The organism is Nitratireductor kimnyeongensis (assembly GCF_019891395.1).
Classification (GTDB): domain Bacteria; phylum Pseudomonadota; class Alphaproteobacteria; order Rhizobiales; family Rhizobiaceae; genus Nitratireductor; species Nitratireductor kimnyeongensis.
The window spans coordinates 1,681,610-1,706,104 of record NZ_CP078143.1 but is presented as its reverse complement, the minus strand read 5'-3'; the positions used below and the strand labels follow the sequence as shown (position 1 = coordinate 1,706,104).

Below are 24,495 nucleotides of genomic sequence, written 5' to 3'. Positions count from 1 at the left end.
GCGGCGCCAGCGACGGGAGACTGCAACATGGCTGAACGTTCGTTTGTGAAGGAGGTCCAGAAGCTCAGGCTCGGGGCCGGTGAGACCTTTCACGGCGAAGGAATCCTCGCCATCACCAAGGCGCTTCTGCAGTGCGGTGTGGGCTATGTGGGCGGCTATCAGGGCGCGCCGATCAGCCATTTGATGGACGTTCTGGCTGATGCACAGGACATTCTGGGAGAACTCGGCGTCCATTTCGAGGCCAGTGCGTCAGAGGCGACGGCAACCGCCATGCTGGCGGCATCGGTGCATTATCCCATTCGTGGCGCCTGTACGTTCAAATCGGCCGTTGGTCTGAATGTGGCGTCCGACGCCCTTGCCAATCTTGCTTCAGGCGGTGTGACGGGTGGCGCCCTCATCATCGTTGGCGAGGATTATGGCGAAGGTTCCTCCATCATGCAGGAGCGCAGCCACCCCTTTGCGATGAAGAGCCAGGTCTGGCTGCTCGACCCACGACCCAATCTGCCTTCCATCGTAAAGGCTGTGGAGGACGGCTTCGAGTTGTCTGAGGTGTCAAACACCCCGGTCATGCTGATGGTGCGCATAAGAAGTTGTCACGTGACCGGAAGTTTTGAGACGAAGGACAACAAGCGCCCGGAAATGACGGTCGCGGACGCGCTCGAAAATCCGCGCCGAGACACTAACCGCATCGTGCTGCCGCCTGCCTCCTTCCTCCACGAAAAGGAAAAGGTGGAGAAGCGTATGCCTGCTGCGGTTGATTTCATTCGCTCCCGCAGGATCAACGAATTTTTCGGGCCCGACCGCGGCAAGGCCGGCATCATCCTGCAGGGTGGCATGTACAACAGCGTCATCCGGGCGCTACAGCGCATCGGCCTTGCCGATCTCTATGGCGAGACCGATGTCCCTCTCTATGTGCTCAACGCGGTCTATCCGCTGATTGACAATGAGGTGATCGAATTCTGCGAGGATAAGGACTCCGTCCTGATCGTGGAGGAAGGGCAGCCCAACTATCTCGAGCAGGCAATCGCCTCGATGATGCACAAGAAGGGTGTTGATACGCGCATTCTGGGCAAGGATATTCTGCCCATGGCGGGCGAATATACCGGTCAGGTCATGCTGGACGGCATCAGCGCCTATCTGCGCGCCAATGCACCGGAGCTATTGGCGGCGCAGGTTCTGGCCCCCAATGCACCGGGTGAGAACACGCTGGCAGCGGATCTGGCCAAGGTGGTCCCCGGGCGCCCGCCGGGCTTCTGCACCGGTTGTCCCGAGCGGCCGATTTTCGCGGCTACCAAGTTGATCGAGCAGGAAATGGGGCCGCATCACATCTCGTCGGATATCGGTTGTCACCTGTTCTCGATCATGCCGCCTTTCGAGCTGGGCGCGACGACCATGGGTTATGGCCTCGGGCCGGCTTCAGCCTCAGCTTTCAATTCTCCGGATGCAAAGCGGCGTTCGATCTCGTTTGTCGGAGACGGTGGCTTCTGGCACAACGGCCTGACGTCATCCATCGGCAATGCAGTGTTCAACGAAAATGACGGTGTCATCGTTGTCGTCGACAATTTCTACTCCGCGGCGACTGGCGGGCAGGATATTCTCTCTTCTCGTGCCAACAACCCCACGAAATCCACGAAACATCCGATCACGGATGCGGTGAAGGGGATGGGCGTGAAATGGATCCGGCATATCGACCGCACCTATGACGTGACGAAGGTGCGCGCTGCTCTGCGGGAGGCGCTGACCACGGAAGAGAAGGGCCCAAAGGTCATCGTGGCGTCTTCCGAATGCATGCTCAACCGTCAACGCCGGGAAAAGCCAATGACCGCCAAGGCTATTTCAGGCGGTAAGCGGGTGGTGAAACCGCGTTTCGGTGTCGATGAGGATGTCTGTACCGGCGATCACGCCTGCATGCGCCTGTCTGGCTGTCCATCGCTTTCTGTCAAGAAGCTCGATGATCCGCTGCGTGACGATCCGGTTGCGTCGATCGATCATACCTGTGTGGGTTGTGGCAATTGTGGCGAGGTGGCCGACGCGGCAGTGTTGTGCCCCTCCTTCTATCGGGCGGATGTGGTTCACAATCCGGGCTGGTGGGATCGTTTTTCAAACAGGGTGCGTGGCAAGGTGACCGGCTTTCTGCAAACCCGCCGCGAAAAGCGGCGCCTGACATTTGCCGACGCTTGAGGGAAAGAGCATGGCCAAGCGTATGAAAGCAAAACAAGATCAGAAGATTATCAAGCTCGCCATTCTTGCCGTTGGCGGGCAGGGCGGCGGTGTTCTCACCAATTGGATCACCGATGTGGCCGAGCGCAATGGCTATCTTGCTCAGGCGACCTCCGTTGCGGGCGTGGCGCAGCGTACGGGTGCTACGATCTACTACGTCGAGATGTGCCCTGACACGGGGCGCCGGCCGGTTTTCTCGCTCGCACCGGCGCAAGGCGATATCGACATTCTGATTGCCGCCGAGCTCATGGAGGCGGGACGCGCTGTGATGCGGGGCTTTGTGACGCCCGACCGCACAACGCTGATTGCCTCGGCGCACCGCATTGCCGCCGTCTCGGAAAAGATCGAGCCCGGTGACGGACGCGCGGATTCGCCCACCGTTCACAGGAATGCGCGCGAAGCGGCGAGCCGCTATGTCTGTTTCGATATGGAAAAGGTGGCCGTGGAAGCCGGCTCTGTCATTTCATCGAGTCTGTTTGGTGCGCTGGCCGGCTCCGGCGCATTGCCGTTTCCGCGCGAGAGCTATGAGAAAACGATCGAGGCCTCAGGGCGCGGCGTGAAAGCGAGCCTGGCTGCATTCGGCAAGGCGTTCGATCTCACTGTGTCCGGTGAGCGTGTGGAAGAAGCTCGCCCGGACGCCATACCGGCTTTAAAGCAAATCGCCGTGGATGGACCTCAGAGGCTGGTGGCACGTTGGAACGCGCTGGCTGCGCGCGCGGAGGCCTATCCCGCGCCGATGAGAGCCATGGCACTTGCCGGGTTGCGAAAGGTTGTCGATTACCAGGACCTTGCCTATGGCAAGGAATATCTCGACCGGTTGGATGAAGCACTGGCGCTGGACAGTGCGGAGAAGAGTTATGCGCTGGGGGAGGCCGCGGCAAAGCATGTGGCAAACGCCATGTGTTATGACGACATTCTGCGCGTTGCGGACCTGAAAACACGAACCACGCGTGCCGAACGCATCCGCAAGGAAATGAAGGTCGGAAAGGCCAACGTGCTGCAGGTGACCGAGTTCTTTCACCCGCGTGTGGAGGAGTTCTGCGGAACGCTGCCGGCGGGGCTTGGGCGATTTATCGAGAACAGGCCGGGGCTTGCGCGCTGGGTGGACCGGCGTATCAATCGCGGGCGCCGCATTCGCACCGACAGCCTGTTCGGTTTCGGCGCGCTCTGGTTGATCGGAACCCTGCGGCCATGGCGCCGGTCGCTGCTGCGCCATCAAGTGGAAAAGGCCCATCTTGAACGCTGGTACGGGCTCGCACTCAACACGACGAAACGCGACTATGCGCTGGGAGTCGAGATTCTCAATTGCCGCCGGCTCATCAAAGGTTACAGCGACACCCATGTGCGCGCGCACTCAAAGTTTGACCGCGTGCTGTCGGGCTTGCCTTTGCTGGAGGGGCGCGACGATGCGGCCGACTGGTTGCGACGGCTGCGCGAAGCCGCGCTCAAGGATGAGAAGGGCGAGATGCTTGATGGGGCGCTGAAGACAGTAGAGACATTGGAAGCTGCCTGACCACCTTTTGCGTTGAGCCCGCGGCATGGCGAAGATCGTCTGGCCTCTTTCAATTGCCGCGACTGGCCTTGCCCGCGCTGCCATTCCTGATATTAGTCGCGTCAACTTCCAAGGCTCCGGCGTGCGGAGCCGGCCGGCCATGCCGAACCTCTCATACCGGGAAAGACCATGACGAAACTGAAAGACGTGAAAAAGGTCGTGCTTGCCTATTCGGGCGGTCTCGACACTTCGATCATCCTGAAATGGCTGCAGACGGAGCTGGGTGCTGAAGTGGTGACCTTCACCGCCGATCTCGGCCAGGGCGATGAGCTGGAGCCGGCGCGCAAGAAAGCCGAGATGCTCGGCATCAAGGAAATCTACATCGAGGATGTGCGCGAAGAGTTCGTGCGCGATTTCGTCTTCCCGATGTTCCGTGCCAACGCAGCCTATGAGGGCGTCTATCTGCTGGGCACGTCGATTGCCCGTCCGCTCATCTCCAAGCGTCTGGTTGAAATCGCTGCCGAAACCGGCGCGGACGCCATTGCCCATGGTGCCACCGGCAAGGGCAACGACCAGGTGCGCTTCGAGCTTTCCGCCTATGCGCTCAATCCCGACATCAAAGTGATCGCGCCCTGGCGCGACTGGGAGTTCAAATCCCGCACCGATCTCATCAATTTTGCCGAGGCGCATCAGATTCCGGTGCCGAAGGACAAGCAGGGTGAGGCGCCGTTCTCCGTCGATGCAAATCTTCTGCATTCCTCCTCGGAAGGAAAGGTGCTTGAAGATCCGTGGATCGAGCCGCCGGAATATGTTCACCAGCGCAGCGTTTCGCCAATGGATGCGCCCGATGAGCCGACGGAAATCACTATTTCGTTCAAGGCGGGCGACGCTGTTGCCATCAATGGCGAAGCGCTCTCGCCGGCAACCCTGCTCAAGGCGCTGAACGACCTTGGTCGTGACAACGGCATCGGCCGCCTGGACCTCGTTGAAAACCGCTTTGTGGGCATGAAGTCTCGCGGTGTCTATGAGACGCCCGGTGGCACCATTCTGCTGGCTGCGCACCGCGCGATGGAGTCTGTCACGCTCGACCGTGGTGCAGCGCATCTGAAGGATGAGCTGATGCCGCGTTATGCGGAGCTGATCTATAATGGCTTCTGGTTCTCGCCCGAACGTGAAATGCTGCAGGCGGCGATCGACAAGAGCCAGGAAGACGTGGAAGGTGAAGTGCGCCTGAAACTCTACAAGGGCAATGTGATTGTGACCGGCCGCAAGTCCGACAAGTCGCTTTACTCCGATGCGCTGGTTACCTTTGAGGACGATCAGGGTGCTTACGACCAGAAGGACGCAGCCGGCTTCATCAAGCTGAATGCTTTGCGTCTGCGTACTTTGGCAGCGAGGAAGCGGGGCCGGTGATCAGTTCATCAGCATTTCGATAATGAAAAAGCCGGCTGTGATGCCGGCTTTTTTTGTGGGCAGGATCTTGCGTCTGCCGGCCCTTCGCTATGGCTCCGGGCGTTCGCCGCTCAAAAAGCCAAACAGTTGGCTTTCTGCCCGCGTTGCTGGACGGTCTTCACCCATCGATTTCCTTGGCCATTATGGCAATGGCCTGCTGATAAACGCTTGCGGCGTTCCAGCCCTGGATGGCACGGAAATTCGGCTGACCCGGCTGATAGCCAGCGCCGCGCTGCCAGCCATGAGCCCGCAGGAAGTTCGCGGTGGAAGCGAGGGCGTCAGCGCTGGAACGGATCATGTCCACACGGCCGTTTCCATCGCCATCGACACCAAATTTCAAGGCATTGCCGGGAAGGAACTGGGTCTGGCCGATTTCACCGTGCGCGGCGCCTTTGGCGCTTGGGTTCAGCATGCCCCGGTCCACCATGGTCAAAGCACCGTAAAGATGGCCGGTGAAGAACTCCGAGCGACGGCAGTCATAGGCGAGCGTGGCAACAGCGGAAACGATGTTCTGATTTCCGAGAAAGCCGCCGAAGCCGGTTTCCATACCCCATATCGCGATCAACGGGCCGGCGGGCACGCCATAGCGCTTTTCGATATTGGCGAAGAGACGAGCATACTTCTTCTTCATCCCCTTGCCGCGCGAGATGATCGCGTTTGAACCCCGCTTCTGCATGAATGATTTCAACGTCAGTTTGAAGCTTTTTTGTCCGCGATCCGCAGCGATGGTCTTGCTGGCATAACGGGTCTGCGCCAGGGCATTGAGGCCCCGCTGGCCAATACCGCGTGACGCTGCTTCCTGGCTGAACTGTGCCTTCCAGGCCTCGAAACCCCCAGCGTTGTTGCCACACTGTGCGGCGGAGGCATGCCCCGCCATGAGAAGTGAGGCGCTAACCGCAGCGGCCAGGACCACCGCTCTTCCCCCGAAAGCCATGTTGCTCTCCTTAAGATAAATGATGGCTATATAATGTGATGCTGCCAGCGATTACACAACAGGTCGACGGTCGCAAGCGTTGAGTTTCCTAGCATAGCGGTCATTACCGAACCCTTTCGCGACAAGAATCGCCTGATCCGTGGCCAGCCCGAGCGGAACTGAACGAGGCTCGGTCCGTTTTGAGCCCCGGTTGAAACCGACTGGAGTTTGGTCATGCATACGATGCTTTTCAAAGGTGCAGCCGCTGGTGTGGCGCTTTTGGCCCTGACAGGTCTTGCTGGTGCAGAGGTCCTTGCCAGAGCAGCTGCCGACCTCAACATCCGCTCAGGACCGGGCCCGCAATATCCCATTGTCGGCGTTATCGGCGTGAATGAGGAAGCCGAGATCGAAGGTTGCCGGGAAGGCAGCAAGTGGTGCGCGGTCAACCATGCCGGCGTGAATGGCTGGGCTTATTCGGATTATCTGTCAGCGCCTTTTGAGGGCGGCGGGGACTATGTGGTGGTGACAGAACGTCCAGCTGAAGCATTGCCCCCGGTTTCCTTTGAAGCGACCTCGACTATTGAAGTTGAACCTTTCCACGGAGAGTTGATTGGCCGCAAAACGGCTATCGGCACGGTGGAACCCATCGCTCCGCCACCGGCGGAAGTTACAACTTATATCCAGAGCAACCGGGTTGAGCCTGTGTATCTGGAGGGCGAGGCAGTGGTTGGAGCTGTTGTCCCCGAAACTGTGGAGTTGCGTGAGATCCCCGACTACGAATACCGGTATGTCTATGTGAACCAGCAGCCGGTCCTGATCGAGCCGGAGACGCGCCGCATTGTCTATGTTGTGCGGTAAACAGAGGATCCCGGAAGCAAATTATTAATCGGCTAAGTGATAACGCGCTGCGGTGCCATGGTCACCGCAGCGCTTTTTGGTTGGCCATTTTGAAAAGGCTTGACGCACGACCGTATACGCGGCAAGTTAACCTATATTATTAGCCAGCTAATTTGTGATGGTTTTCACAAACGGACGTCGCTCCTTGGTCTTCCCCAAGGATAGTGTTTTTCAGCAAGGATTGTGGGTGGAAGTCCCTCGTCCCGCGCATGATTTTTGAGAAGGGGTAATGCCATGATTGTTGGAGACAGGGTTTGCCGAGCGGGCGCATTCCCTTTGGCAATTGCGGCCTTCGTTGCCGTTTCTTCATTGTCGCGCCCGGCTGATGCTCGGCATTTCCCTGTCTCCAGCCTGAGATCTCTACCGGCGTCCGGATACGGAGAAGCACAGGTGGCGGCTGAGCCTGTCTCCGCGAATAGCGCTCCTGTTCCTGGTCAGCAGCATTTCCTGCCGGCTACCGTGTCGATCGAAACCCAGGTTGCATCCAGTTGGTTCATTGTCTGGCTGGCTGCACGATACTATCCTGGCTTCTGCGAGGACCTTCCCACTCACCTCCTGGAGATGTGTGGTGAAGAGCAAAGAAAGGCGGAACTGGAGAGGCGCCGCCCATTGAACGCCAAAGATTGAAAGTTTTGCGCTATCGGGCACGACGCGAGCCAAACAACGCTTTTTCTTGACTCCGGAGGCGATTTCCTGTCTACAAGCGCGGAATTCCGCGACGAGTGACAACTCCGAGCAGCCGACCAGGGCACCTTTCCACGAAAGGCAACGATCCTGGAGGTCAACACCCGGCAGCGCGATGCGCCCCCGGGTGCTTTTCGGCTTTGCGCGATGTTTGAAGCCCAGGCGCGGATGCATTACCTCTCGCAAAGAACAAGTCGATGCGAGATATGAGGAACGCGGATGTTTGAATCGCTTCAGGAACGCCTTGGTTCCATCCTGAATGGCCTGACGGGCCGCGGTGCGCTGTCGGAGGCGGATGTCTCTGCGGCCCTGCGCGAAGTGCGCCGTGCGCTGATCGAAGCTGATGTGGCGCTCGATGTGGTGCGTTCCTTCACGGATCGTGTACGCGAAAAGGCCGTTGGTGCTGAAGTCCTGAAGTCGATCAAGCCCGGCCAGATGGTCGTCAAGATCGTTCATGACGAACTGGTCGAGATGCTCGGCACCGAGGGCGAGACGATCGACCTCAACGCGCCCGCACCTGTTGTCATCATGATGGTCGGTCTGCAAGGCTCCGGCAAGACGACGACGACCGGCAAGATCGCCAAGCGTCTGACCGAGAAGCAGGGCAAGAAAGTGCTGATGGCGTCGCTCGATACGCGCCGTCCCGCTGCCCAGGAACAGCTCAAGCAGATCGGCGAGCAGACAGGCGTCGCAACCCTGCCGATCATTGCCGGCCAGACGCCGGTCGAGATCGCCAAACGCGCCACGCAGGCGGCTCGCCTCGGCGGGCATGACGTGGTGATCCTCGATACGGCCGGTCGTACGCATATCGACGAGCCGCTGATGGTCGAGATGGCCGACATCAAAAGCGCGTCGAATCCCCACGAAATCCTTCTCGTGGCAGACTCTCTGACGGGTCAGGACGCCGTGAATCTTGCCAACAATTTCAACGACCGTGTCGGCATAACCGGGCTGGTGCTGACCCGCATGGATGGTGACGGGCGCGGTGGTGCGGCGCTCTCCATGCGCGCTGTCACGGGCAAGCCGATCAAGCTGATCGGTGTTGGCGAAAAGATGGACGCGCTCGAGGAGTTTTATCCCAAGCGCATCGCCGACCGGATTCTGGGCATGGGCGATATCGTTTCGCTGGTCGAGAAGGCCTCCGAGACCATCGACGCGGAAAAGGCTGCGGCGATGGCCAAGAAGATGCAGGCCGGCAAGTTCGACCTGAACGACCTCGCCGAGCAGTTGCGCCAGATGCAGAACATGGGCGGCATGGGCGGCATCATGGGCATGATGCCCGGTATGGGCAAGATGAAGGATCAGATGGCTGCCGCCGGTCTCGACGACAAGATGTTCGGGCGCCAGATCGCCATCATCCAGTCGATGACACCGAAGGAGCGCTCCAATCCGGAGCTGCTCAAGCACAGCCGCAAGAAGCGCATCGCCGCCGGTTCCGGCACGGATTCCGCGCAGATCAACAAGCTCCTGAAAATGCACCGCCAGATGGCCGACATGATGAAGGCCATGGGAGGCAAGGGCCGCAAGGGCGGCATGATGCGTGGCCTGATGGGCGGCATGGCGCAGAAGATGGGTCTCGGCGGTATGCCAGGCGGTCTTGGGGGAGGTATGCCCGACCTGTCGAAGATGGACCCCAAGCAGCTCGAAGCCTTGCAGAAGCAGGCCGAATCCGCTGGCCTTGGTGGAGCGGGCGGTCTGCCAAAGGGCGGGCTTCCCAAGGGTCTGCCCGGTATGCCGGGCGGCGGCTTGCCGGGGCTTCCGGGTGGCCTACCCGGGCTGCCCAAGAAGAAATAAGGGAACCCCATGAGCGACAAAACGGATCAGGCCAAGGCAAAGCTTCTCGAGCTGCGCGCTTCCATCGACAATATCGATGCCGCCCTCGTGCACATGCTGGCGGAGCGCTTTCGCTGTACCAAGGCCGTCGGGCATCTCAAGGCCGTCCATGACCTGCCGCCGGCAGACCCAGCGCGTGAGGAGCGTCAAATCGCGCGCCTGCGTCGTCTTGCCGATGACGCCAATCTCGATCCGGATTTTGCGGAGAAATTTCTCAATTTCATCATCCGCGAGGTGATCCGCCATCACGAGGCGATTGCCGAAGAGCATGGCACAGGTGCAAAGACCGGTGAAAAGGCCTGAACATGACGCCGGTGCTTGAAAGCGAACGCCTGATATTGCGCGGTTGGAAACGGGAAGATTTTCCCGCATTTGCAGCCTTTTGCGCGGATTCCGAGCGTACGCGCTACACCGGTGGACCCAAAGATGGGTTTCAGGCATGGGGCGCCTTCTCCTCGATGGTCGGGTCATGGGTGCTGAATGGTTATGGCACGTTCGCCGTTCAACCAAAGGATGGCGATGCGGTCGCCGGTTTTGTCGGGCTTTGGCATCCGCCGGCGATCGATGAGCCGGAGCTGGCGTGGAGCCTCTATGAAGGGTTCGAGGGCAAGGGATATGCGGTGGAAGCGGCACGCCGTGTCCAGCAATGGGCCGCCGAAGACCTGAAACTGCCGCCGCTTATGAGTTTCGTCCATCCGGACAATGTGGCCTCACAGGCCGTTGCAAAAAGGCTGGGTGCCGAGCCCATGTCTCCCACTGAACTGCGCGGAGAGCCGCGCCTGAGATTCCGGCACGTGTTGCCGGCTTGAAAGCCATTATCGAAAGGAAGAAACCATGGCACTGAAAATTCGTCTGGCCCGTGCGGGCTCCAAGAAGCGTCCTTACTACCACGTGGTCATCGCCGATGTGCGCAGCCCGCGTGACGGCCGCTTCATCGAGAAAGTCGGTTCCTGGAACCCGATGCTCCCCAAGGATGGTGAGCGCGTTGTTCTCAACGAAGAGCGCATCAAGCATTGGCTCGAAAACGGTGCCCTGCCGACCGACCGCGTTCTGCGCTTCCTCGACCAGGCTGGCATTGCCAAGCGCACCGAGCGCAGCAACCCCAACAAGGCGAAGCCGGGCAAGAAGGCGCAGGAGCGCATCGACGCTGCCAAGCAGGCCGAGGAAGATGCAAAGGCCGCGGCAGCCGAGGCTGAAGCCGCTGCCGCCGAGGCACCGGCTGAAGAGGCCGCTGCAAGCGAATAAGCTTCGCAGGCATGTCTATTGAAAATGGCGGGTCGAAAGGCCCGCCTTTTTTGTTTTGGGGTGTGTTGTTGTGATCGGTGAGGGGCTCGACACACAAACACGGCGCAAAAAGAAAAAAGCGGACCCGAAGGCCCGCTTTTCTCATTCTTCAATCGAAGAACCCGCCTTGTCTCAGGCAGCTTCCTTCTTTGGCTGGACCAGGCCCTTGGCGACCAGAAGCTCGGCGATCTGCACGGTGTTGAGAGCGGCGCCCTTGCGCAGATTGTCGGAGACAACCCAAAGCGCCAAGCCATTGTCGACCGTCGGGTCTTCCCGCAGACGGCTGATATAGGTAGCGTCCTCTCCGGCGCTCTCATAGGGCGTGACGTAGCCGCCATCCTCGTGCTTGTCTATCACCTGGCAACCGGGAGCCTCGCGCAGGATCTCGCGCGCTTCGTCAGCCGTGATTGGCTTTTCGAATTCGAGGTTCACCGCTTCCGCGTGGCCGATGAACACCGGCACGCGCACGCAGGTGGCCGTGAGCTTGATCTTCGGGTCGAGCATTTTCTTGGTCTCGGCCAGCATCTTCCATTCTTCCTTCGTAAAGCCGTCCTCCATGAAGACGTCGATATGAGGAATGCAATTGAACGCGATGCGCTTGGTGAACTTGTTGGTCGAGATCGGGTCGGCGACGAAAACGGCGCGCGTCTGCTCGAACAATTCGTCCATGCCTTCCTTGCCCGCGCCGGAAACCGACTGGTAGGTGGACACCACCACGCGCTTGATCGTCGCTGCGTCATGCAGCGGCTTAAGCGCGACCACGAGCTGAGCGGTGGAGCAGTTCGGATTGGCGATGATGTTCTTTTTGGTGAAGCCCTCGACCGCGTCGGGGTTTACTTCTGGAACGATCAGCGGCACGTCCTGATCGTAACGCCAGGCCGACGAATTGTCGATCACGACGCAGCCCTGCTTTCCGATCTTCGGCGAATACTCCTTGGAGACCGAACCGCCTGCCGACATCAGGCAGATGTCAGTGTCGGAAAAGTCGTGAGATTCGAGCGCTTTGACCTTCAGCGTCTTGTCGCCGTAGGAAACCTCAGTGCCGACGGAACGTCGGGAAGCAAGCGGGACGATCTCGTCTGCCGGGAAGCCGCGCTCTTCGAGGATATTGAGCATTTCGCGGCCGACATTCCCCGTGGCGCCGGCGACAGCTATCTTGAAACCCATCTGGTTTGTTACTCCTGTCTCTCTCCGCTTGGCTTTGATTTGAAGGCCTGCATCTGGCAGGCACCTTCTCCCCGGCTGGGCCCGGGGAGAGAACGAGCAGCCAAGGCGTCAGACCGTTTTGGTCGTCGTTTTGGCTGTCGTTTTGGTAAAGCGGAAACCCACGCTGCCGTTCCCGGCTGCGTTCAAAAAACTTTGTGCTGATGGCGCTTCATGGTGCGCGCGCATGGCAAAGGGGTCTCCGTTTCCGCGCGTTGTTTTACGCTGAATCGGGCGCAAGTCAACGTTATAGCCTATGGGACCGGCATCACCGGCCCCGAAGAAGTCTCAGGCAAGCGCCTTGTACTTGGCGATGATCGCGTCACCCATGGCGGCGGTTCCGACTTCGGTCATGCCCTTGGACATCAGATCCTTCGTGCGCAGGCCGTCGTCCAGAACAGAAGCGATGGCTTTCTCCAGCCGATCCGCTTCCTCGACCATGTTGAACGAGTAACGCAGGCACATGGCGAAGGAGGCGATCATGGCAATCGGGTTGGCGATCCCTTTGCCGGCAATGTCCGGTGCGGACCCATGCACGGGCTCGTAGAGCGCTTTGCGGCTGCCGGTCTTCTCGTCCGGAGCACCAAGCGAGGCCGAGGGTAGCATGCCCAGCGAACCGGTGAGCATGGCGGCAACGTCGGACAGCATGTCGCCGAACAGATTGTCGGTGACGATGACGTCGAACTGCTTGGGCCAGCGCACGAGCTGCATGCCGCCCGCATCGGCCAGCATATGCGTCAGCTCGACGTCGGAATATTTTGCCTTGTGCGTATTGGCGACGACCTCTTTCCAGAGAACGCCCGACTTCATGACATTGTGCTTTTCCATGGAGCAAACCTTGTTGCTCCGGGTGCGGGCCAACTCGAAGGCCACGCCGGCAATGCGCTCAATCTCGTAGGTGTCGTAGACCTGAGTGTCGATGCCGCGCTTCTGACCATTGCCGAGGTCGGTGATCTCCTTGGGCTCGCCGAAATAGACGCCGCCCGTCAGCTCGCGCAGGATCAGAATGTCGAGCCCTTCCACCACTTCCGGCTTGAGAGAAGAGGAGGCCGCAAGCGCCGGATAGCAGATGGCCGGACGCAGATTGGCAAACAGTTCCATCTCCTTGCGCAGGCGCAGGAGTCCGGCTTCGGGCCGAACCTCGTAAGGCACGCCATCCCATTTAGGCCCACCGACCGCGCCGAACAGTACGGCATCCGCCGCCATGGCCTTGTCCATGTCGGCATCGGAGATCGACTGGCCATGCGCGTCATAGGCGCAGCCGCCCACGAGGCCCTCTTCGGTCTCGAACCCGGCGTTAAAATCGGCGTTCATCATTTCGATGAGTTTCTTGACCTCGGCCATTGCCTCGGGGCCGATGCCGTCGCCGGGGAGAAGAAGGAGTTTGCGCGTTGCCATGAAGAGCCTCTCGAACTTGGGAATTCGAGGGACTTGCTAATCCGCCGCGACGGAATGCGCAAGGCTGGTGCGTTACGAAGCGGTACGGTTGCGCTTGAGCGCCGTCACCTCGATTTCGATCTTCATCTCCGGCTCGTTAAGCTCACAGACGACCATCGTGGCGGCAGGCCGGATATCACCGAAAGCTTCGCCAAGGATGGGAAAGACACGGGACACAAAGGCGCGGTCGGTCACGTAATAATGGGCGCGCACCACGTCGGCGAACTCGAAGCCGCCCTCGGTCAGCGCTGCGCGAATGGTGGAAAGGCAGTTGCGTGTCTGCTCTTCCACGCTCTCGGGTATGGCCATGGTTTCATAGTCATAGCCCGTGGTGCCGGAAACGAAGCACCAATCTCCATCTACGACCGCGCGGCTGTAGCCTGCGGTCTTCTCGAAGGGAGACCCGGTGGAGATGAGGCGGCGCTGGCCGCCTCTATCATCCCGGCTTACGCCCATGGATGGCTTTCCGTGTACTTGTTTTCGAAGGTTTGGATGGCCGGTGCCTTCTCCATGGTGAGGCCGATGTCATCAAGGCCGTTCAGGAGGCAGTGCCGCTTGAAGGCGTCGATCTCGAACTTCACGACGCCGCCATCCGGGCCGCGGATTTCCTGCTCTTCCAGGTCAACCGTCAGCGTCGCGTTGGAGCCGCGCTGTGCATCGTCCATCAGCATGTCCAGCTCTTCCTGGCTGACCTTGATGGGCAGAATGCCGTTCTTGAAGCAGTTGTTGTAGAAGATGTCGGCGAAGCTGGTGGAAATGACGCAGCGAATGCCGAAATCGAGGAGAGCCCAGGGGGCATGCTCACGGCTCGAACCGCAGCCGAAATTGTCGCCAGCGACGAGAATGTTGGCATTGCGATACGCTGGCTTGTTGAGCACGAAGTCCGGGTTCTCGGAGCCATCCTCGTTGAAACGCATTTCGGCGAAAAGCCCGGCGCCGAGGCCGGTGCGCTTGATCGTCTTGAGATAATCCTTCGGGATGATCATGTCGGTGTCGACATTGACGATCGGCATGGGCGCGGCGACGCCCGTCAGCTTGGTAAACTTGTCCATGAATCCTGGTCCGTTATCTGCGCGGCCATATTATCTGCCGCCTCTCCATACACAAGCCCACCCTGCAAAGCAAAGCTCTCTTGCGCCGAAAGCGCGGCTGGGCCATGAAACGGACATGCAGCATCAATCAGCACAGCTTCGCCGTTCGGTCCTTTACGTGCCAGCCAGCAATGAAAAAGCGCTGGCAAAAAGCGCAACGCTTGCTTGTGATGCCGTGATCTACGACCTGGAAGATGCAGTCGGTCCGGAAGAAAAACTCGATGCCCGCGAGCGCTTGCGCGATTTCCTCAATGGCGGAGACCGCCCGCACTGCGAAATCGTCGTACGCATCAATGCGCTGGACACAATCTGGGGAACCGAGGATTTTCTTGCCGCTCGCGCCGTGAAGCCAGACGCCATCCTCTTGCCGAAGGTGAGCGGTCCGCGCGACGTTCTCGACGCGGACGCCGCCCTCGATGAAACCGATGCCCCACGCAACCTGAAACTCTGGGCCATGATCGAGACGCCGCGCGCCGTGCTCAATCTGGGACCAATAGCGCAACTGGGGCGCGATCCGGCAGCCCGACTCTCCTGTCTCGTTGCCGGGACGAATGACCTCGCCAAGGAAACCGGGATCGCCCTGACCGAAGACCGGCGCTATCTGGCGCCGTTTCTGTTTCAAATCGTCATGGCTGCACGCGCCGGAGGCATTTCGGTGCTCGATGGCGTGTCCAACGACTTTCGCGATCTCGATGCATTCGAGAGTAGTTGCACTGAAGCCCGTTCCATGGGTTTCGATGGCAAGACGCTTATTCACCCGGCACAGATCGCTAAGGCCAACGCGGTTTTTGCGCCCTCGCCTGAAGCTATTGCTGAGGCCGAAGCCATCGTGGCTGCATTTGCAGACCCTGAAAACACCGGACGCGGCGTGATCTCCCTAAACGGGCGCATGGTGGAACGCCTGCATCTGGAAATGGCACAGACACTGCTGGAACGCGCAGGCACCATCAGGTTGAAAGAAAGTGGGGAGACGGACCGATGAGGCTCTATCGGTTTTTGACCGGCCCGGATGATGCCGGTTTCTGTCACAAGGTTACGGCTGCGCTCAACAAGGGCTGGCTGCTGCATGGCTCGCCCAGCTATGCTTATGATGACGAGACCAAATCCATGCGGTGCGGGCAGGCGGTTTACAAGGAGGTCGAAGGGCTGGAGTACACACCGGAGATGAAGCTCGGGGAGTACTGAAGTCAGGCCACGGTCTCTTCGATCCGCGCCATATCATCATCCGTCAGGCCAAAATGATGGCCGACTTCATGAATGAGAACGTGGTTGATGATGTCACCCAACGACTCCTCATTCTCGGCCCAATAGTCGAGTATCGCACGGCGATAAAGCGTGATGCGGTTGGGGCCTTCGCCGGTTGCAGGGTTCCAGCGTTCAGCGATGCCGCGACCTTCAAAGAGACCGAGCAAGTCGAATGGTGTCTCCAAAGCGAGATCGTCCATGATCTCCTCAGTAGGAAACTCTGCCACTTGAACGATGATCTCGCCGGTTAGCTGACGAAACTCCTCGGGAAAATTCGCATAGGCCTCGAGCGCTAAAAGCTCCATCTCCTGAAGCGAAGGCGAAAGCTGGTTTTCCCAGGCCCGTGTCTGATAGATGCGTGCCATTGCTAGTCCTTTGAGGCGCCATATAGCGGTTTACGTGACCGGTTTCGAGAGGGAAATTCGCCTTGATGCCCGGCGTCAGACGCCCAAATTCAAAATTTGGCCGAAGTCTCGCGCCCTGATAAAGAGCAAATAGGGCGAAGAATAGCCCTGTTGTCTAATGCGAAAGCGAGAGTGGAATGTTTTTGCGAACAATTCTCGGCGGCGTTCTGGCGTTGCCTTTTCTCATGGCGGGGCATGCTTTTGCGCTGGGTCCCGCGGCAGCGCCATCAACCGGTTTTGCCAAAATGAACAGCGGTCACGTTGTTCTTGCCCAGGCAGGTGATCCACGGGTCAGCGGTCTGGAGGAGCAGGTCCGCGCGCTTAACGGGCGTGTGGAAGAGTTGAATTTCCAGATTTTGCAGATGCAGGATCAATTGCGACGAATGCAGGAAGACAATGAATTCCGCTTTCAGGAGTTGGAAAAGAACGGTGGATCGGGAGGAGCACCCACAGGGGGGCTTTCCGATCAGCGTACCGAGCGTTTGCCGCCTCCGGGCAGTCCGGCGGATAATCTGAGCAGTGAATCTCAAAGCGCGTCTCGGGACGCGCCGACAGTGGGCGAACCACCACGTTCGCTTGGCAGTGTTCGTTTCGATGCGAATGGCAATATTGTCGGAGGCGAAGTCGGCGAACCCATCGATCTCACCCGTTCGGGTGAGATCGGTCCGATCGGGCAGGGGGAGCAGATTGCTTCGCTCCCCTCCGCCGACGACCCGGAAGAGCTCTACAGGAACTCTTACGAATTCATCCTTGCGGGCGATTACAAGACGGCGGAAGCTGGCTTCCGTCAGCATATTGATCGCTTTCCCGGCGATGCCCGCACATCCGACGCGCATTTCTGGCTTGGGGAATCGCTTCTTGGGCAGGACCGCTATCGCGATGCAGCGGAAATCTTTCTGCGCGCTAGCCGGGAATACCCTAATGCCGACAAGGCACCTGACATGCTTCTCAAGCTGGGCATCTCGCTGGCTGCGATGAACCAGCGCGATGTTGCATGTGTCACTTATAATGAAATTGGTCAGAAATACCCTGATGTTTCCACGGCGTTGCGAGAGCGCGTGAAGCAGGAACAGGCGCTTGCGGGTTGCTGAACCCGGTGATGCAGCCAGATCCGCGACAGCTTTTCGGCGGTATCGCTTTCTCCCGACACAATGGTGTTGTTGCAGCGGTTTCCGGCGGTGGCGATTCCCTCGCCCTTCTTCTTCTTCTTCAAGAATTCCTGGATTCGCAGGCGGATGCTCCGGCTCTTGCAGCCGTGACAGTCAATCATGACCTGAGGGCGGAAGCCGCAGATGAAGCGCGCCTTGTTGCCGCGTTTTGCGCCTCCCGCGGCATCGCTCATTCAACCATGGTCTGGCGCGGCGGGAAGCCGATGACGGGCATATCCGCCGTGGCTCGGACGGCACGGTTGGAGCTTCTTGCGCAGGCTGCGCATTCAATCGGGGCAGGGCTTGTCTTCACGGGCCATACACGGGACGATCAGGCCGAGACCGTAACCATGCGCGGCGAGCGGGGGACGGGGCTTGGTGGGGCCGGCATCGCCCCGGCTTCACTCCACGCCAGCGGGATCTGGTTTGTGCGACCATTGCTTGCCTGCGGGCGGGCTGAGCTCCGCAATTATCTCGTGAAGCAGAACATTCGCTGGATCGATGATCCGACCAACGATGATATGAACTACGAACGCGTGCGTGTGCGCCGATCGCTGACACCTGAATTGGTGACACGAGGCGTTGCAGGAGCCGACGCTGTCGCTACCGAGCGTCGTTTGCTTGGAATGCGGGCGGCGCGGCTAATCGATGATCATGTGCACCGTGTGGTGCCGGGGCTCTACCGTGTCGATCCGGCTCTTGTGGAAGATGCGGACGGTGCGGCGGCGCTCTATGCCTTGCGGGTTCTTTCAGCGATGGTGGGAGGCGCTTCCCATCTGCCGGCGGAGAAGGCATCTGCGCGTGTGCTTGCTGCACTGCGCGACGGCTTTTGCGCCACATTGTCGCGGACCGTGATCGATCGTCGCTCGAGCGGTGTCTATCTTCATCGCGAACGACGTAACCTTCCTGCCAGAATGTGCGTTGCGCAGGATATGCTCTGGGATGGACGTTACCGGCTCACAGGTGGCAACGGTCTGCATGTCGCTCCTTTTGGTGTTGCAGCGCGCGATTATCTACCCGAGGCAGACGCTATTCTGCCGCAGGATCTTCAATTTGCAGCGCAATTTGCTGAGCCGGCCCTGTGGCGCGGCGATGTTTGCGTCGGTGCGGCTCTGCGGGCGGATGTGGAGACGGGGCTGTGTCTGCCTGCTCCGTGGGCAAAGCTGCTTCCCTCCTTCGACATCGACGTGGCGCAGGCTCTTATACGGCTGCTTGGTGGAAAAACTGTTCTGCAGCTGCCTTGAGTGCACCACATTCAAAGAGGAAGCTTAACCTAAAGGTGAGCTGGTGCCGTGCTCCGGCTTGGCAAGAAAGCGCCGGCTCCCTATGTTAATTCAGACCATTGAAAAACGGACGATCGCCGGGCTACGGCGAGTATGCGGGACTTATATGAATCCGAATTACAGAAACTTTGCGCTCTGGGCGATTATCGCCGTCCTGCTGATTGCGCTCTTCAACCTGTTCCAGGCTCCGCAACAGCGCGGCGCGACACGCGATATCGCGTATTCGCAGTTTCTGGAAGAACTCTCCTCGGGAAGCATTGAATCCGTGACGATCACAGGTGATCGGATCACGGGCACCTATACGGGGAATCCTACCCCCTTCCAGACCTATTCGCCGGGCGATCCTTCGCTCGTGCAGCGTCTTGAAGAGCGTGGTGTCACGATCAATGCTCGCCCTGAAAGCGATGGTTCCAACTCTTTCCTGGGCTATCTCGTTTCCTGGCTGCCGATGATCCTGATCCTCGGTGTGTGGATTTTCTTCATGCGCCAGATGCAGTCTGGATCGGGCCGGGCCATGGGGTTCGGAAAATCCAAGGCCAAGCTCCTGACGGAAGCGCATGGCCGCGTCACCTTCCAGGATGTGGCGGGTGTCGATGAAGCCAAGGAAGACCTTGAGGAAATTGTCGAGTTCTTGCGTGATCCGCAGAAATTCCAGCGTCTGGGCGGAAAGATCCCGCGCGGAGTGCTGCTCGTTGGTCCACCCGGAACCGGTAAAACGCTTCTGGCCCGCTCGGTGGCTGGTGAGGCCAATGTGCCCTTCTTCACCATTTCCGGCTCGGATTTCGTGGAAATGTTTGTCGGTGTCGGCGCCTCCCGTGTGCGCGACATGTTCGAACAGGCCAAGAAAAACGCGCCTTGCATCATCTTCATCGACGAAATCGATGCGGTCGGCCGGCATCGGGGTGCCGGTCTTGGCGGTGGCAATGACGAGCGTGAGCAGACGTTGAACCAGCTTCTCGTCGAGATGGACGGTTTCGAGGCCAATGAGGGCATCATTCTGATTGCCGCCACGAACCGGCCGGATGTGCTCGATCCTGCATTGCTGCGTCCTGGCCGCTTCGACCGTCAGGTTGTTGTGCCGAATCCGGATGTGGCCGGCCGCGAGAAGATCCTGAAAGTGCATGTGCGCAACGTTCCGATGGCGCCCAATGTCGACCTCAAGGTTGTGGCACGCGGAACGCCTGGTTTCTCCGGCGCAGATCTCGCCAACCTCGTGAACGAGGCGGCTCTCATGGCTGCGCGGCGCAACAAGCGACTGGTAACCATGCAGGAGTTCGAAGACGCCAAGGACAAGGTCATGATGGGCGCCGAGCGCCGTTCACATGCCATGACCCAGGAAGAGAAGGAACTTACCGCCTATCACGAGGCTGGTCACGCCATGGTCGCGATCAACGTGCCCAAGGCCGATCCCCTGCACAAGGCGACGATCATTCCGCGCGGCCGTGCGCTGGGAATGGTCATGCAATTGCCGGAAGGCGATCGCTACTCCATGAGCTACAAATGGATGATCTCCCGTCTTGCCATCATGATGGGTGGCCGCGTGGCGGAAGAGCTGAAATTTGGCAAGGAGAACATCACCTCCGGCGCGTCCTCCGACATCGAGCAGGCCACCAAGCTTGCTCGCGCCATGGTTACGCAGTGGGGCTTTTCCGATGAACTCGGCCAGGTGGCCTACGGCGAAAACCAGGAAGAAGTGTTCCTTGGTCATTCGGTGGCGCGCCAGCAGAATATGTCGCAGGAGACCCAGCAGAAGATCGACAGTGAAGTGCGCCGTCTGATCGACGAAGCCTATGCGACAGCGCGTGATATCTTGACGAAGAAGAAAAAAGGCTGGATCGCGATCGCCGAAGGCCTGCTTGAATACGAAACGCTCTCGGGCGATGAGATTCAAGCGCTTCTCAGGGGCGAAAAGCCATCGCGCGATGCGGGTGACGACACACCGCCCTCGCGCGGCTCGGCTGTTCCGAAAACGGGTACGCGCTCTCAGGGCCAGAAAAAAGGTGGCGATGAGCCTGAGGGCGGTATGGAACCACAGCCACAGGGCTGAGACCGCTTCTTGCGTGAACGCCATTGCTGAGGAAAGCCGTGAACTCCGTTTCACGGCTTTTTTCGTGCGCTGCTTCCACAACACGCTAGTTGGCAAACCCTGGAGGTTTGTTCTGTTAATTGGACCTTAAGTATAATTCGCAAGCAGACGTTTAGTCGAAAAGCGTTACACTGCCTCACAGAATTTGATGCAAACGAGTGCTGCTCTTATGGCAAAGAGTGACTGGGGGATGCCGCTTTGACGAGAAAACCAGACAAAGTGCGCCAGACGGGCAGCAAGGGAAAAATGACAAAAAAATACTTTGGTACCGACGGGATTCGTGGACGTGCGAACCGGTTCCCGATGACGGGCGAAATCGCTATGAAGGTCGGCATGGCAGCAGGCCTTTCGTTTCAGAACGGGAGCCATCGTCACCGCGTGGTGCTCGGCAAGGATACCCGGCTTTCCGGCTATATGATCGAAAACGCTTTGGTTTCCGGATTCTGTGCTGCCGGAATGGACGTGTTTCTGCTGGGGCCGATACCCACGCCTGCGGTAGCCATGCTTGTGCGTTCGCTGCGCGCCGATATCGGCGTGATGATCTCAGCGTCCCACAATCCCTATTACGACAACGGAATCAAGCTCTTCGGGCCGGACGGCTATAAGCTGTCGGACAAGATCGAGGGCCGTATCGAGGCGATGCTCGACAAGGAAGTCGAGTTGGCGCTCGCTGACAATGGCGGGTTGGGCCGCGCAAAGCGTGTCGACGGCGTCCATGATCGGTATATCGAGTTTGCCAAGCGCACCCTGCCGCGCTCAATGTCTCTCTCCGGGCTCCGGATCGTGGTGGATTGCGCCAATGGCGCCGCCTACAAGGTGGCACCTGCCGTGCTTTGGGAACTCGGCGCTGAAGTCGTTGCCATCAATGTTGAGCCGAACGGCGTGAACATCAACGAAGATTGTGGCTCCACTCATCCGCTCGGCCTCGCCAAGAAGGTTCATGAGGTGCGGGCCGATATCGGCATTGCGCTCGATGGCGACGCGGACCGTGTCGTGATCGTCGACGAGAATGGCACGGTGATCGATGGTGATCAGATCATGGCGCTGATCGCTCAATCCTGGCACAAGGCTGGAAAGCTCCAGGGCGGCGGCGTTGTCGCAACCGTCATGTCCAATCTTGGACTGGAGCGATTCATGGGGGACCTGAAGCTCGATCTCCACCGCGTGAAGGTGGGAGACCGCTATGTGGTCGAGCGGATGCGTGCCAATGGGCTGAACGTTGGCGGCGAGCAGTCGGGCCATGTCGTGCTCTCGGATTTCTCGACCACGGGCGACGGGCTGGTGGCGGCGCTGCAGGTACTTGCCTGCATCAAGCGCGAGAACCGCCCGGCCAGCGAAGTCTGCAAAAAGTTTGAGCCGGTTCCGCAACTCTTGAAGAATGTGCGTATCTCCGGCGGCAAGCCGCTCGAATCTGCACCGGTCAAATCGGCCATTGCCGAGGCCGAGGCCCGATTGGGTGGCAAGGGGCGACTTGTTATCCGCCCGTCCGGCACTGAACCGCTCATCCGCGTGATGGCTGAGGCAGACGACCCGGCACTGGTTGAGAGCGTGGTCGACGACGTTATCAACGCGATTGCCGACTCCAAGAACGCGGCCTGAATTGACAGAACAGAGACAGCAGAGAAGCCGGCCCTGAACGTCGGCTTTTTTCATTCAAGCACCTCGCGTGGTTGTCTAAGCTGGCACAAGAACTTTCTCTGGTTTTGCAGAGATTGGATGGCGCCTTCCCGAACCGGCCACTTCCCGCAAAACGTGCATGGTCAACGTGGTTAAGGCTTAGGGTTAAGGCGTATTTAACTTTTTTGCTCAAATACTCCCGTCGAGTTCCAATTTGCCACTGTGCCCAGGGGGGCGCGGCAACGCCAAGGATGGGATGTTATGTTGAAGTCTATGAAGGTCTTCGGGGCGGCCTTGCTGCTAAGTGCTCCGACCGCCGGCTATGCTGCGGACCTGTATGAGCCACCGATCATCGAAGCTCCCGAACCCCTGCCGCCGGTGGTTCAGCCAGGTCCGGCCCCGTCCTTCGGCGGCTGGTATATCCGCGGTGACCTCGATTACCACTGGTCGAAGCTGCGTGGCACCGAATACATCACCTATGGAGACGCGCCGGGCGGCCTTCGCGGCGGAACAGCCTCATTCGACACGACCGATCTCAAAGGCGCCATGTCCCTCGGTGCTGGTATCGGTTACCAGATCAACCGCTATCTGCGCACCGATCTGACGGCGGATTACTGGTTCAAGTCGGACTTCTCCGGCTCCACCTCAGGCACTTGCGCGGGCGGTGGCGCCTGTGTCTCCACAGACACCTCGGCCTACAGCGCCTGGTTGCTGATGGCCAACGCCTATGTCGATCTCGGCACCTATTACGGGTTCACGCCTTACGTCGGTGCGGGTATCGGTGGCGCGTACATTATGTGGGACGACCTGACCAACACCACGCCGGACGGCACGACGGTTCACGAGGGATCAAGCAACTGGCGTTTCGCCTACTCGCTGATGGCCGGTACCTCCTACTGTCTGACCGAGAATCTCAATCTCGACATGGGGTATCGTTTCACGCGTGTGGCTGGCGGACGCATGTTTGAATATGCGTCTGGCGTTGCCCCCGGTTTTGACGATGGCTTCAACGTGCACGAAGCACGTGCCGGCTTGCGGTATCAGTTCGGCGGCAGTTCCAATTGCGCGCAGCCGCAGATGGTCAGCTACGATCCGCCCCCATTTGAACCGCCGGTTTACAAATAAAATCAGCCATTTGGCCTCTGACACCGCCCGGCTCTCTGCCGGGCGGTTTTTGTTTGCGGGTAGCATAAACAAGTGCGGTAACTCCGCATTAGCCTTAACCTCAGCTTAACCCGGATGGTTAACAATGATCTCCAACAGCGGCGGGGGCAGCGTTTATCCGTCGCATTTCGCGGAGTTCGGATTATGCGCACCATCACCCGTCTGTTTGCTTCCTCGGTATGCCTGACGCTGATTTCGATCGGCACGGCGCCTGCCGCTGACTACGATCCACCCATCATCATCGATCAGGCGCCGGATGTGGTGCCGGTGGAGATTGGTAGCGGCTGGTATCTGCGCGGCGATATAGGTTATTCGCTGAAGACAGAGGCTAAGGACCCCTTCACCTATCGGACCTTTGACGGCGCCAGCTATGGGTCAGCTTCATTCGACAGTGTTTCGCTGTCCGATAACTTCACCTTCGGCATTGGTGCCGGCTACTCCTTTACCGACTGGCTTCGTGCCGATGTGACGCTGGATCGGTTCTCGGCCGATTTCAACGGTTCTACCTCAAGCGGCACTCCCTGCCCCGGAAGTCCGGCCGGCACCACCTGTCGGTCAGAAGATTCTTCGGAGGTAACCGGCTATTCGATGCTTCTGAATGGCTATGTTGATCTTGGCACCTTTGTCGGCTTCACGCCTTATGTGGGTGCTGGCGTTGGCTACACCTATCTCCGCTGGGACGATCTGACCAACAGCTCATACTGTGTGGGTGGCGCCTGTGCGTCGCCGGCGCTGGTGGGCACAGCCACGCATTCCGGTGAGTCTGACTGGCGCTTCACCTATGCCCTGATGGCTGGCGTTTCCTATGACTTCTCCAACAATATGAAGATCGATCTGGGCTATCGCTATCGCAATATCGATGGTGGTGACATGTTCGGTTGGGATGCAGCCACGGCAGGAGCCGGAGCAACCGGCATCCAGGGGACTGACAACGGTCTTTCCATGCATGAAATCAAGGTTGGCCTGCGCTACGAGCTCTGGTGAGCACAGCCAGACAATCGGCTGAATGATAACGAGACCCCGCTGCCACAGCGGGGTTTTG

22 protein-coding genes are annotated in these 24,495 nt (G+C 59.2%); 16 read left to right on the top strand and 6 right to left on the bottom strand.

Annotated features, from left to right (window positions below):
- Positions 1-27: 27 nt before the first annotated feature.
- From KW403_RS08065 to KW403_RS08055, 3 genes are all read left to right on the top strand, one after another.
- Entirely contained in the window at positions 28-2,181 is a 2,154-nt protein-coding gene (locus tag KW403_RS08065) for a thiamine pyrophosphate-dependent enzyme (RefSeq protein WP_223022195.1), read from the top strand.
- Positions 2,182-2,191: 10 nt separating this feature from the next.
- Positions 2,192-3,733 carry an indolepyruvate oxidoreductase subunit beta family protein gene (locus KW403_RS08060; RefSeq protein ID WP_223022194.1) on the top strand — a complete coding sequence of 514 codons (1,542 nt, stop codon included), beginning with the start codon at positions 2,192-2,194 and terminating at the stop codon, positions 3,731-3,733.
- A gap of 168 nt (positions 3,734-3,901) precedes the next feature.
- Positions 3,902-5,125 (top strand): argininosuccinate synthase, encoded by a 1,224-nt coding sequence (locus KW403_RS08055; protein WP_223022193.1) that lies wholly within the window; start codon positions 3,902-3,904, stop codon positions 5,123-5,125.
- Between the two features lie 157 nt (positions 5,126-5,282).
- Here KW403_RS08055 and KW403_RS08050 read toward each other — a convergent pair whose 3' ends face one another.
- The gene (locus KW403_RS08050) at positions 5,283-6,098 is read right to left on the bottom strand and encodes a lytic murein transglycosylase (RefSeq protein ID WP_223022192.1); all 816 of its coding nucleotides are present in this window, start codon (positions 6,096-6,098) and stop codon (positions 5,283-5,285) included.
- A gap of 213 nt (positions 6,099-6,311) precedes the next feature.
- Here KW403_RS08050 and KW403_RS08045 point away from each other — a divergent pair, with 213 nt between their 5' ends.
- The 5 genes from KW403_RS08045 (at position 6,312) to rpsP (ending at position 10,736) form a co-directional block, all read left to right on the top strand.
- Complete coding sequence (locus KW403_RS08045) at positions 6,312-6,935, top strand: DUF1236 domain-containing protein (RefSeq protein WP_223022191.1); 624 nt, start codon at positions 6,312-6,314, stop codon at positions 6,933-6,935.
- A 942-nt stretch (positions 6,936-7,877) separates the two neighbouring features.
- Entirely contained in the window at positions 7,878-9,452 is a 1,575-nt protein-coding gene (ffh, locus tag KW403_RS08040; protein ID WP_223022190.1) for a signal recognition particle protein, read from the top strand.
- A gap of 9 nt (positions 9,453-9,461) precedes the next feature.
- Positions 9,462-9,794 carry a chorismate mutase gene (locus KW403_RS08035; protein ID WP_223022189.1) on the top strand — a complete coding sequence of 111 codons (333 nt, stop codon included), beginning with the start codon at positions 9,462-9,464 and terminating at the stop codon, positions 9,792-9,794.
- 2 nt (positions 9,795-9,796) lie between these two features.
- Positions 9,797-10,300 carry a GNAT family N-acetyltransferase gene (locus tag KW403_RS08030; RefSeq protein WP_223022188.1) on the top strand — a complete coding sequence of 168 codons (504 nt, stop codon included), beginning with the start codon at positions 9,797-9,799 and terminating at the stop codon, positions 10,298-10,300.
- 25 nt (positions 10,301-10,325) lie between these two features.
- The gene (gene rpsP, locus KW403_RS08025; RefSeq protein WP_223022187.1) at positions 10,326-10,736 is read left to right on the top strand and encodes a 30S ribosomal protein S16; all 411 of its coding nucleotides are present in this window, start codon (positions 10,326-10,328) and stop codon (positions 10,734-10,736) included.
- Positions 10,737-10,907: 171 nt separating this feature from the next.
- Here rpsP and KW403_RS08020 read toward each other — a convergent pair whose 3' ends face one another.
- The 4 genes from KW403_RS08020 to leuD form a co-directional block, all read right to left on the bottom strand.
- Positions 10,908-11,942 carry an aspartate-semialdehyde dehydrogenase gene (locus KW403_RS08020; protein WP_223022186.1) on the bottom strand — a complete coding sequence of 345 codons (1,035 nt, stop codon included), beginning with the start codon at positions 11,940-11,942 and terminating at the stop codon, positions 10,908-10,910.
- 324 nt (positions 11,943-12,266) lie between these two features.
- Entirely contained in the window at positions 12,267-13,376 is a 1,110-nt protein-coding gene (gene leuB, locus KW403_RS08015; RefSeq protein WP_223022185.1) for a 3-isopropylmalate dehydrogenase, read from the bottom strand.
- 72 nt (positions 13,377-13,448) lie between these two features.
- Positions 13,449-13,871: a RidA family protein gene (locus tag KW403_RS08010; RefSeq protein WP_223022184.1), complete on the bottom strand. Its 423-nt coding sequence runs from the start codon at positions 13,869-13,871 to the stop codon at positions 13,449-13,451.
- Positions 13,862-14,467, bottom strand: coding sequence for a 3-isopropylmalate dehydratase small subunit (gene leuD / locus KW403_RS08005; RefSeq protein WP_223022183.1), 606 nt, complete (start codon positions 14,465-14,467; stop codon positions 13,862-13,864). Before leuD ends, KW403_RS08010 begins: the two co-directional genes overlap by 10 nt.
- 115 nt (positions 14,468-14,582) lie before the next feature.
- Between leuD and KW403_RS08000 the strand changes: the two genes are divergently transcribed.
- Positions 14,583-15,488: an HpcH/HpaI aldolase/citrate lyase family protein gene (locus KW403_RS08000; RefSeq protein ID WP_223022182.1), complete on the top strand. Its 906-nt coding sequence runs from the start codon at positions 14,583-14,585 to the stop codon at positions 15,486-15,488.
- A complete protein-coding gene (locus KW403_RS07995; protein ID WP_223022181.1) occupies positions 15,485-15,691 on the top strand; it encodes a DUF1737 domain-containing protein in 207 nt (68 codons plus the stop codon). Before KW403_RS08000 ends, KW403_RS07995 begins: the two co-directional genes overlap by 4 nt.
- Before the next feature lie 2 nt (positions 15,692-15,693).
- Here the strand turns inward: KW403_RS07995 and KW403_RS07990 are convergent, their stop codons facing one another.
- Positions 15,694-16,116, bottom strand: coding sequence for a metallopeptidase family protein (locus KW403_RS07990; RefSeq protein WP_223022180.1), 423 nt, complete (start codon positions 16,114-16,116; stop codon positions 15,694-15,696).
- Positions 16,117-16,292: 176 nt separating this feature from the next.
- Between KW403_RS07990 and ybgF the strand changes: the two genes are divergently transcribed.
- The 6 genes from ybgF to KW403_RS07960 all read left to right on the top strand — a co-directional run bounded on the left by ybgF (position 16,293) and on the right by KW403_RS07960 (position 24,437).
- On the top strand, positions 16,293-17,246 hold the full coding sequence (gene ybgF / locus KW403_RS07985) for a tol-pal system protein YbgF (RefSeq protein ID WP_223022179.1): 954 nt from the start codon (positions 16,293-16,295) through the stop codon (positions 17,244-17,246).
- A gap of 8 nt (positions 17,247-17,254) precedes the next feature.
- Positions 17,255-18,547, top strand: coding sequence for a tRNA lysidine(34) synthetase TilS (tilS, locus tag KW403_RS07980; RefSeq protein ID WP_246637926.1), 1,293 nt, complete (start codon positions 17,255-17,257; stop codon positions 18,545-18,547).
- 145 nt (positions 18,548-18,692) lie between these two features.
- Entirely contained in the window at positions 18,693-20,633 is a 1,941-nt protein-coding gene (gene ftsH / locus KW403_RS07975; protein WP_223022177.1) for an ATP-dependent zinc metalloprotease FtsH, read from the top strand.
- A gap of 285 nt (positions 20,634-20,918) precedes the next feature.
- On the top strand, positions 20,919-22,271 hold the full coding sequence (gene glmM, locus KW403_RS07970) for a phosphoglucosamine mutase (protein WP_223022176.1): 1,353 nt from the start codon (positions 20,919-20,921) through the stop codon (positions 22,269-22,271).
- Between the two features lie 279 nt (positions 22,272-22,550).
- Complete coding sequence (locus KW403_RS07965) at positions 22,551-23,414, top strand: outer membrane protein (protein ID WP_223022175.1); 864 nt, start codon at positions 22,551-22,553, stop codon at positions 23,412-23,414.
- 183 nt (positions 23,415-23,597) lie between these two features.
- Positions 23,598-24,437 (top strand): outer membrane protein, encoded by an 840-nt coding sequence (locus KW403_RS07960; protein WP_223022174.1) that lies wholly within the window; start codon positions 23,598-23,600, stop codon positions 24,435-24,437.
- Positions 24,438-24,495 lie beyond the last annotated feature (58 nt).

What these genes read in the sequence shown, in the direction of transcription:
- KW403_RS08065 (WP_223022195.1), top strand. Translation starts at nt 28, where the DNA reads ATGGCTGAACGTTCGTTTGTGAAGGAGGTCCAGAAGCTCAGGCTCGGG.
- KW403_RS08060 (WP_223022194.1), top strand. Translation starts at nt 2,192, where the DNA reads ATGGCCAAGCGTATGAAAGCAAAACAAGATCAGAAGATTATCAAGCTC.
- KW403_RS08055 (WP_223022193.1), top strand. Translation starts at nt 3,902, where the DNA reads ATGACGAAACTGAAAGACGTGAAAAAGGTCGTGCTTGCCTATTCGGGC.
- KW403_RS08050 (WP_223022192.1), bottom strand. Translation starts at nt 6,098, where the DNA reads ATGGCTTTCGGGGGAAGAGCGGTGGTCCTGGCCGCTGCGGTTAGCGCC.
- KW403_RS08045 (WP_223022191.1), top strand. Translation starts at nt 6,312, where the DNA reads ATGCATACGATGCTTTTCAAAGGTGCAGCCGCTGGTGTGGCGCTTTTG.
- ffh (WP_223022190.1), top strand. Translation starts at nt 7,878, where the DNA reads ATGTTTGAATCGCTTCAGGAACGCCTTGGTTCCATCCTGAATGGCCTG.
- KW403_RS08035 (WP_223022189.1), top strand. Translation starts at nt 9,462, where the DNA reads ATGAGCGACAAAACGGATCAGGCCAAGGCAAAGCTTCTCGAGCTGCGC.
- KW403_RS08030 (WP_223022188.1), top strand. Translation starts at nt 9,797, where the DNA reads ATGACGCCGGTGCTTGAAAGCGAACGCCTGATATTGCGCGGTTGGAAA.
- rpsP (WP_223022187.1), top strand. Translation starts at nt 10,326, where the DNA reads ATGGCACTGAAAATTCGTCTGGCCCGTGCGGGCTCCAAGAAGCGTCCT.
- KW403_RS08020 (WP_223022186.1), bottom strand. Translation starts at nt 11,942, where the DNA reads ATGGGTTTCAAGATAGCTGTCGCCGGCGCCACGGGGAATGTCGGCCGC.
- leuB (WP_223022185.1), bottom strand. Translation starts at nt 13,376, where the DNA reads ATGGCAACGCGCAAACTCCTTCTTCTCCCCGGCGACGGCATCGGCCCC.
- KW403_RS08010 (WP_223022184.1), bottom strand. Translation starts at nt 13,871, where the DNA reads ATGGGCGTAAGCCGGGATGATAGAGGCGGCCAGCGCCGCCTCATCTCC.
- leuD (WP_223022183.1), bottom strand. Translation starts at nt 14,467, where the DNA reads ATGGACAAGTTTACCAAGCTGACGGGCGTCGCCGCGCCCATGCCGATC.
- KW403_RS08000 (WP_223022182.1), top strand. Translation starts at nt 14,583, where the DNA reads ATGCAGCATCAATCAGCACAGCTTCGCCGTTCGGTCCTTTACGTGCCA.
- KW403_RS07995 (WP_223022181.1), top strand. Translation starts at nt 15,485, where the DNA reads ATGAGGCTCTATCGGTTTTTGACCGGCCCGGATGATGCCGGTTTCTGT.
- KW403_RS07990 (WP_223022180.1), bottom strand. Translation starts at nt 16,116, where the DNA reads ATGGCACGCATCTATCAGACACGGGCCTGGGAAAACCAGCTTTCGCCT.
- ybgF (WP_223022179.1), top strand. Translation starts at nt 16,293, where the DNA reads ATGTTTTTGCGAACAATTCTCGGCGGCGTTCTGGCGTTGCCTTTTCTC.
- tilS (WP_246637926.1), top strand. Translation starts at nt 17,255, where the DNA reads ATGCAGCCAGATCCGCGACAGCTTTTCGGCGGTATCGCTTTCTCCCGA.
- ftsH (WP_223022177.1), top strand. Translation starts at nt 18,693, where the DNA reads ATGAATCCGAATTACAGAAACTTTGCGCTCTGGGCGATTATCGCCGTC.
- glmM (WP_223022176.1), top strand. Translation starts at nt 20,919, where the DNA reads ATGACAAAAAAATACTTTGGTACCGACGGGATTCGTGGACGTGCGAAC.
- KW403_RS07965 (WP_223022175.1), top strand. Translation starts at nt 22,551, where the DNA reads ATGTTGAAGTCTATGAAGGTCTTCGGGGCGGCCTTGCTGCTAAGTGCT.
- KW403_RS07960 (WP_223022174.1), top strand. Translation starts at nt 23,598, where the DNA reads ATGCGCACCATCACCCGTCTGTTTGCTTCCTCGGTATGCCTGACGCTG.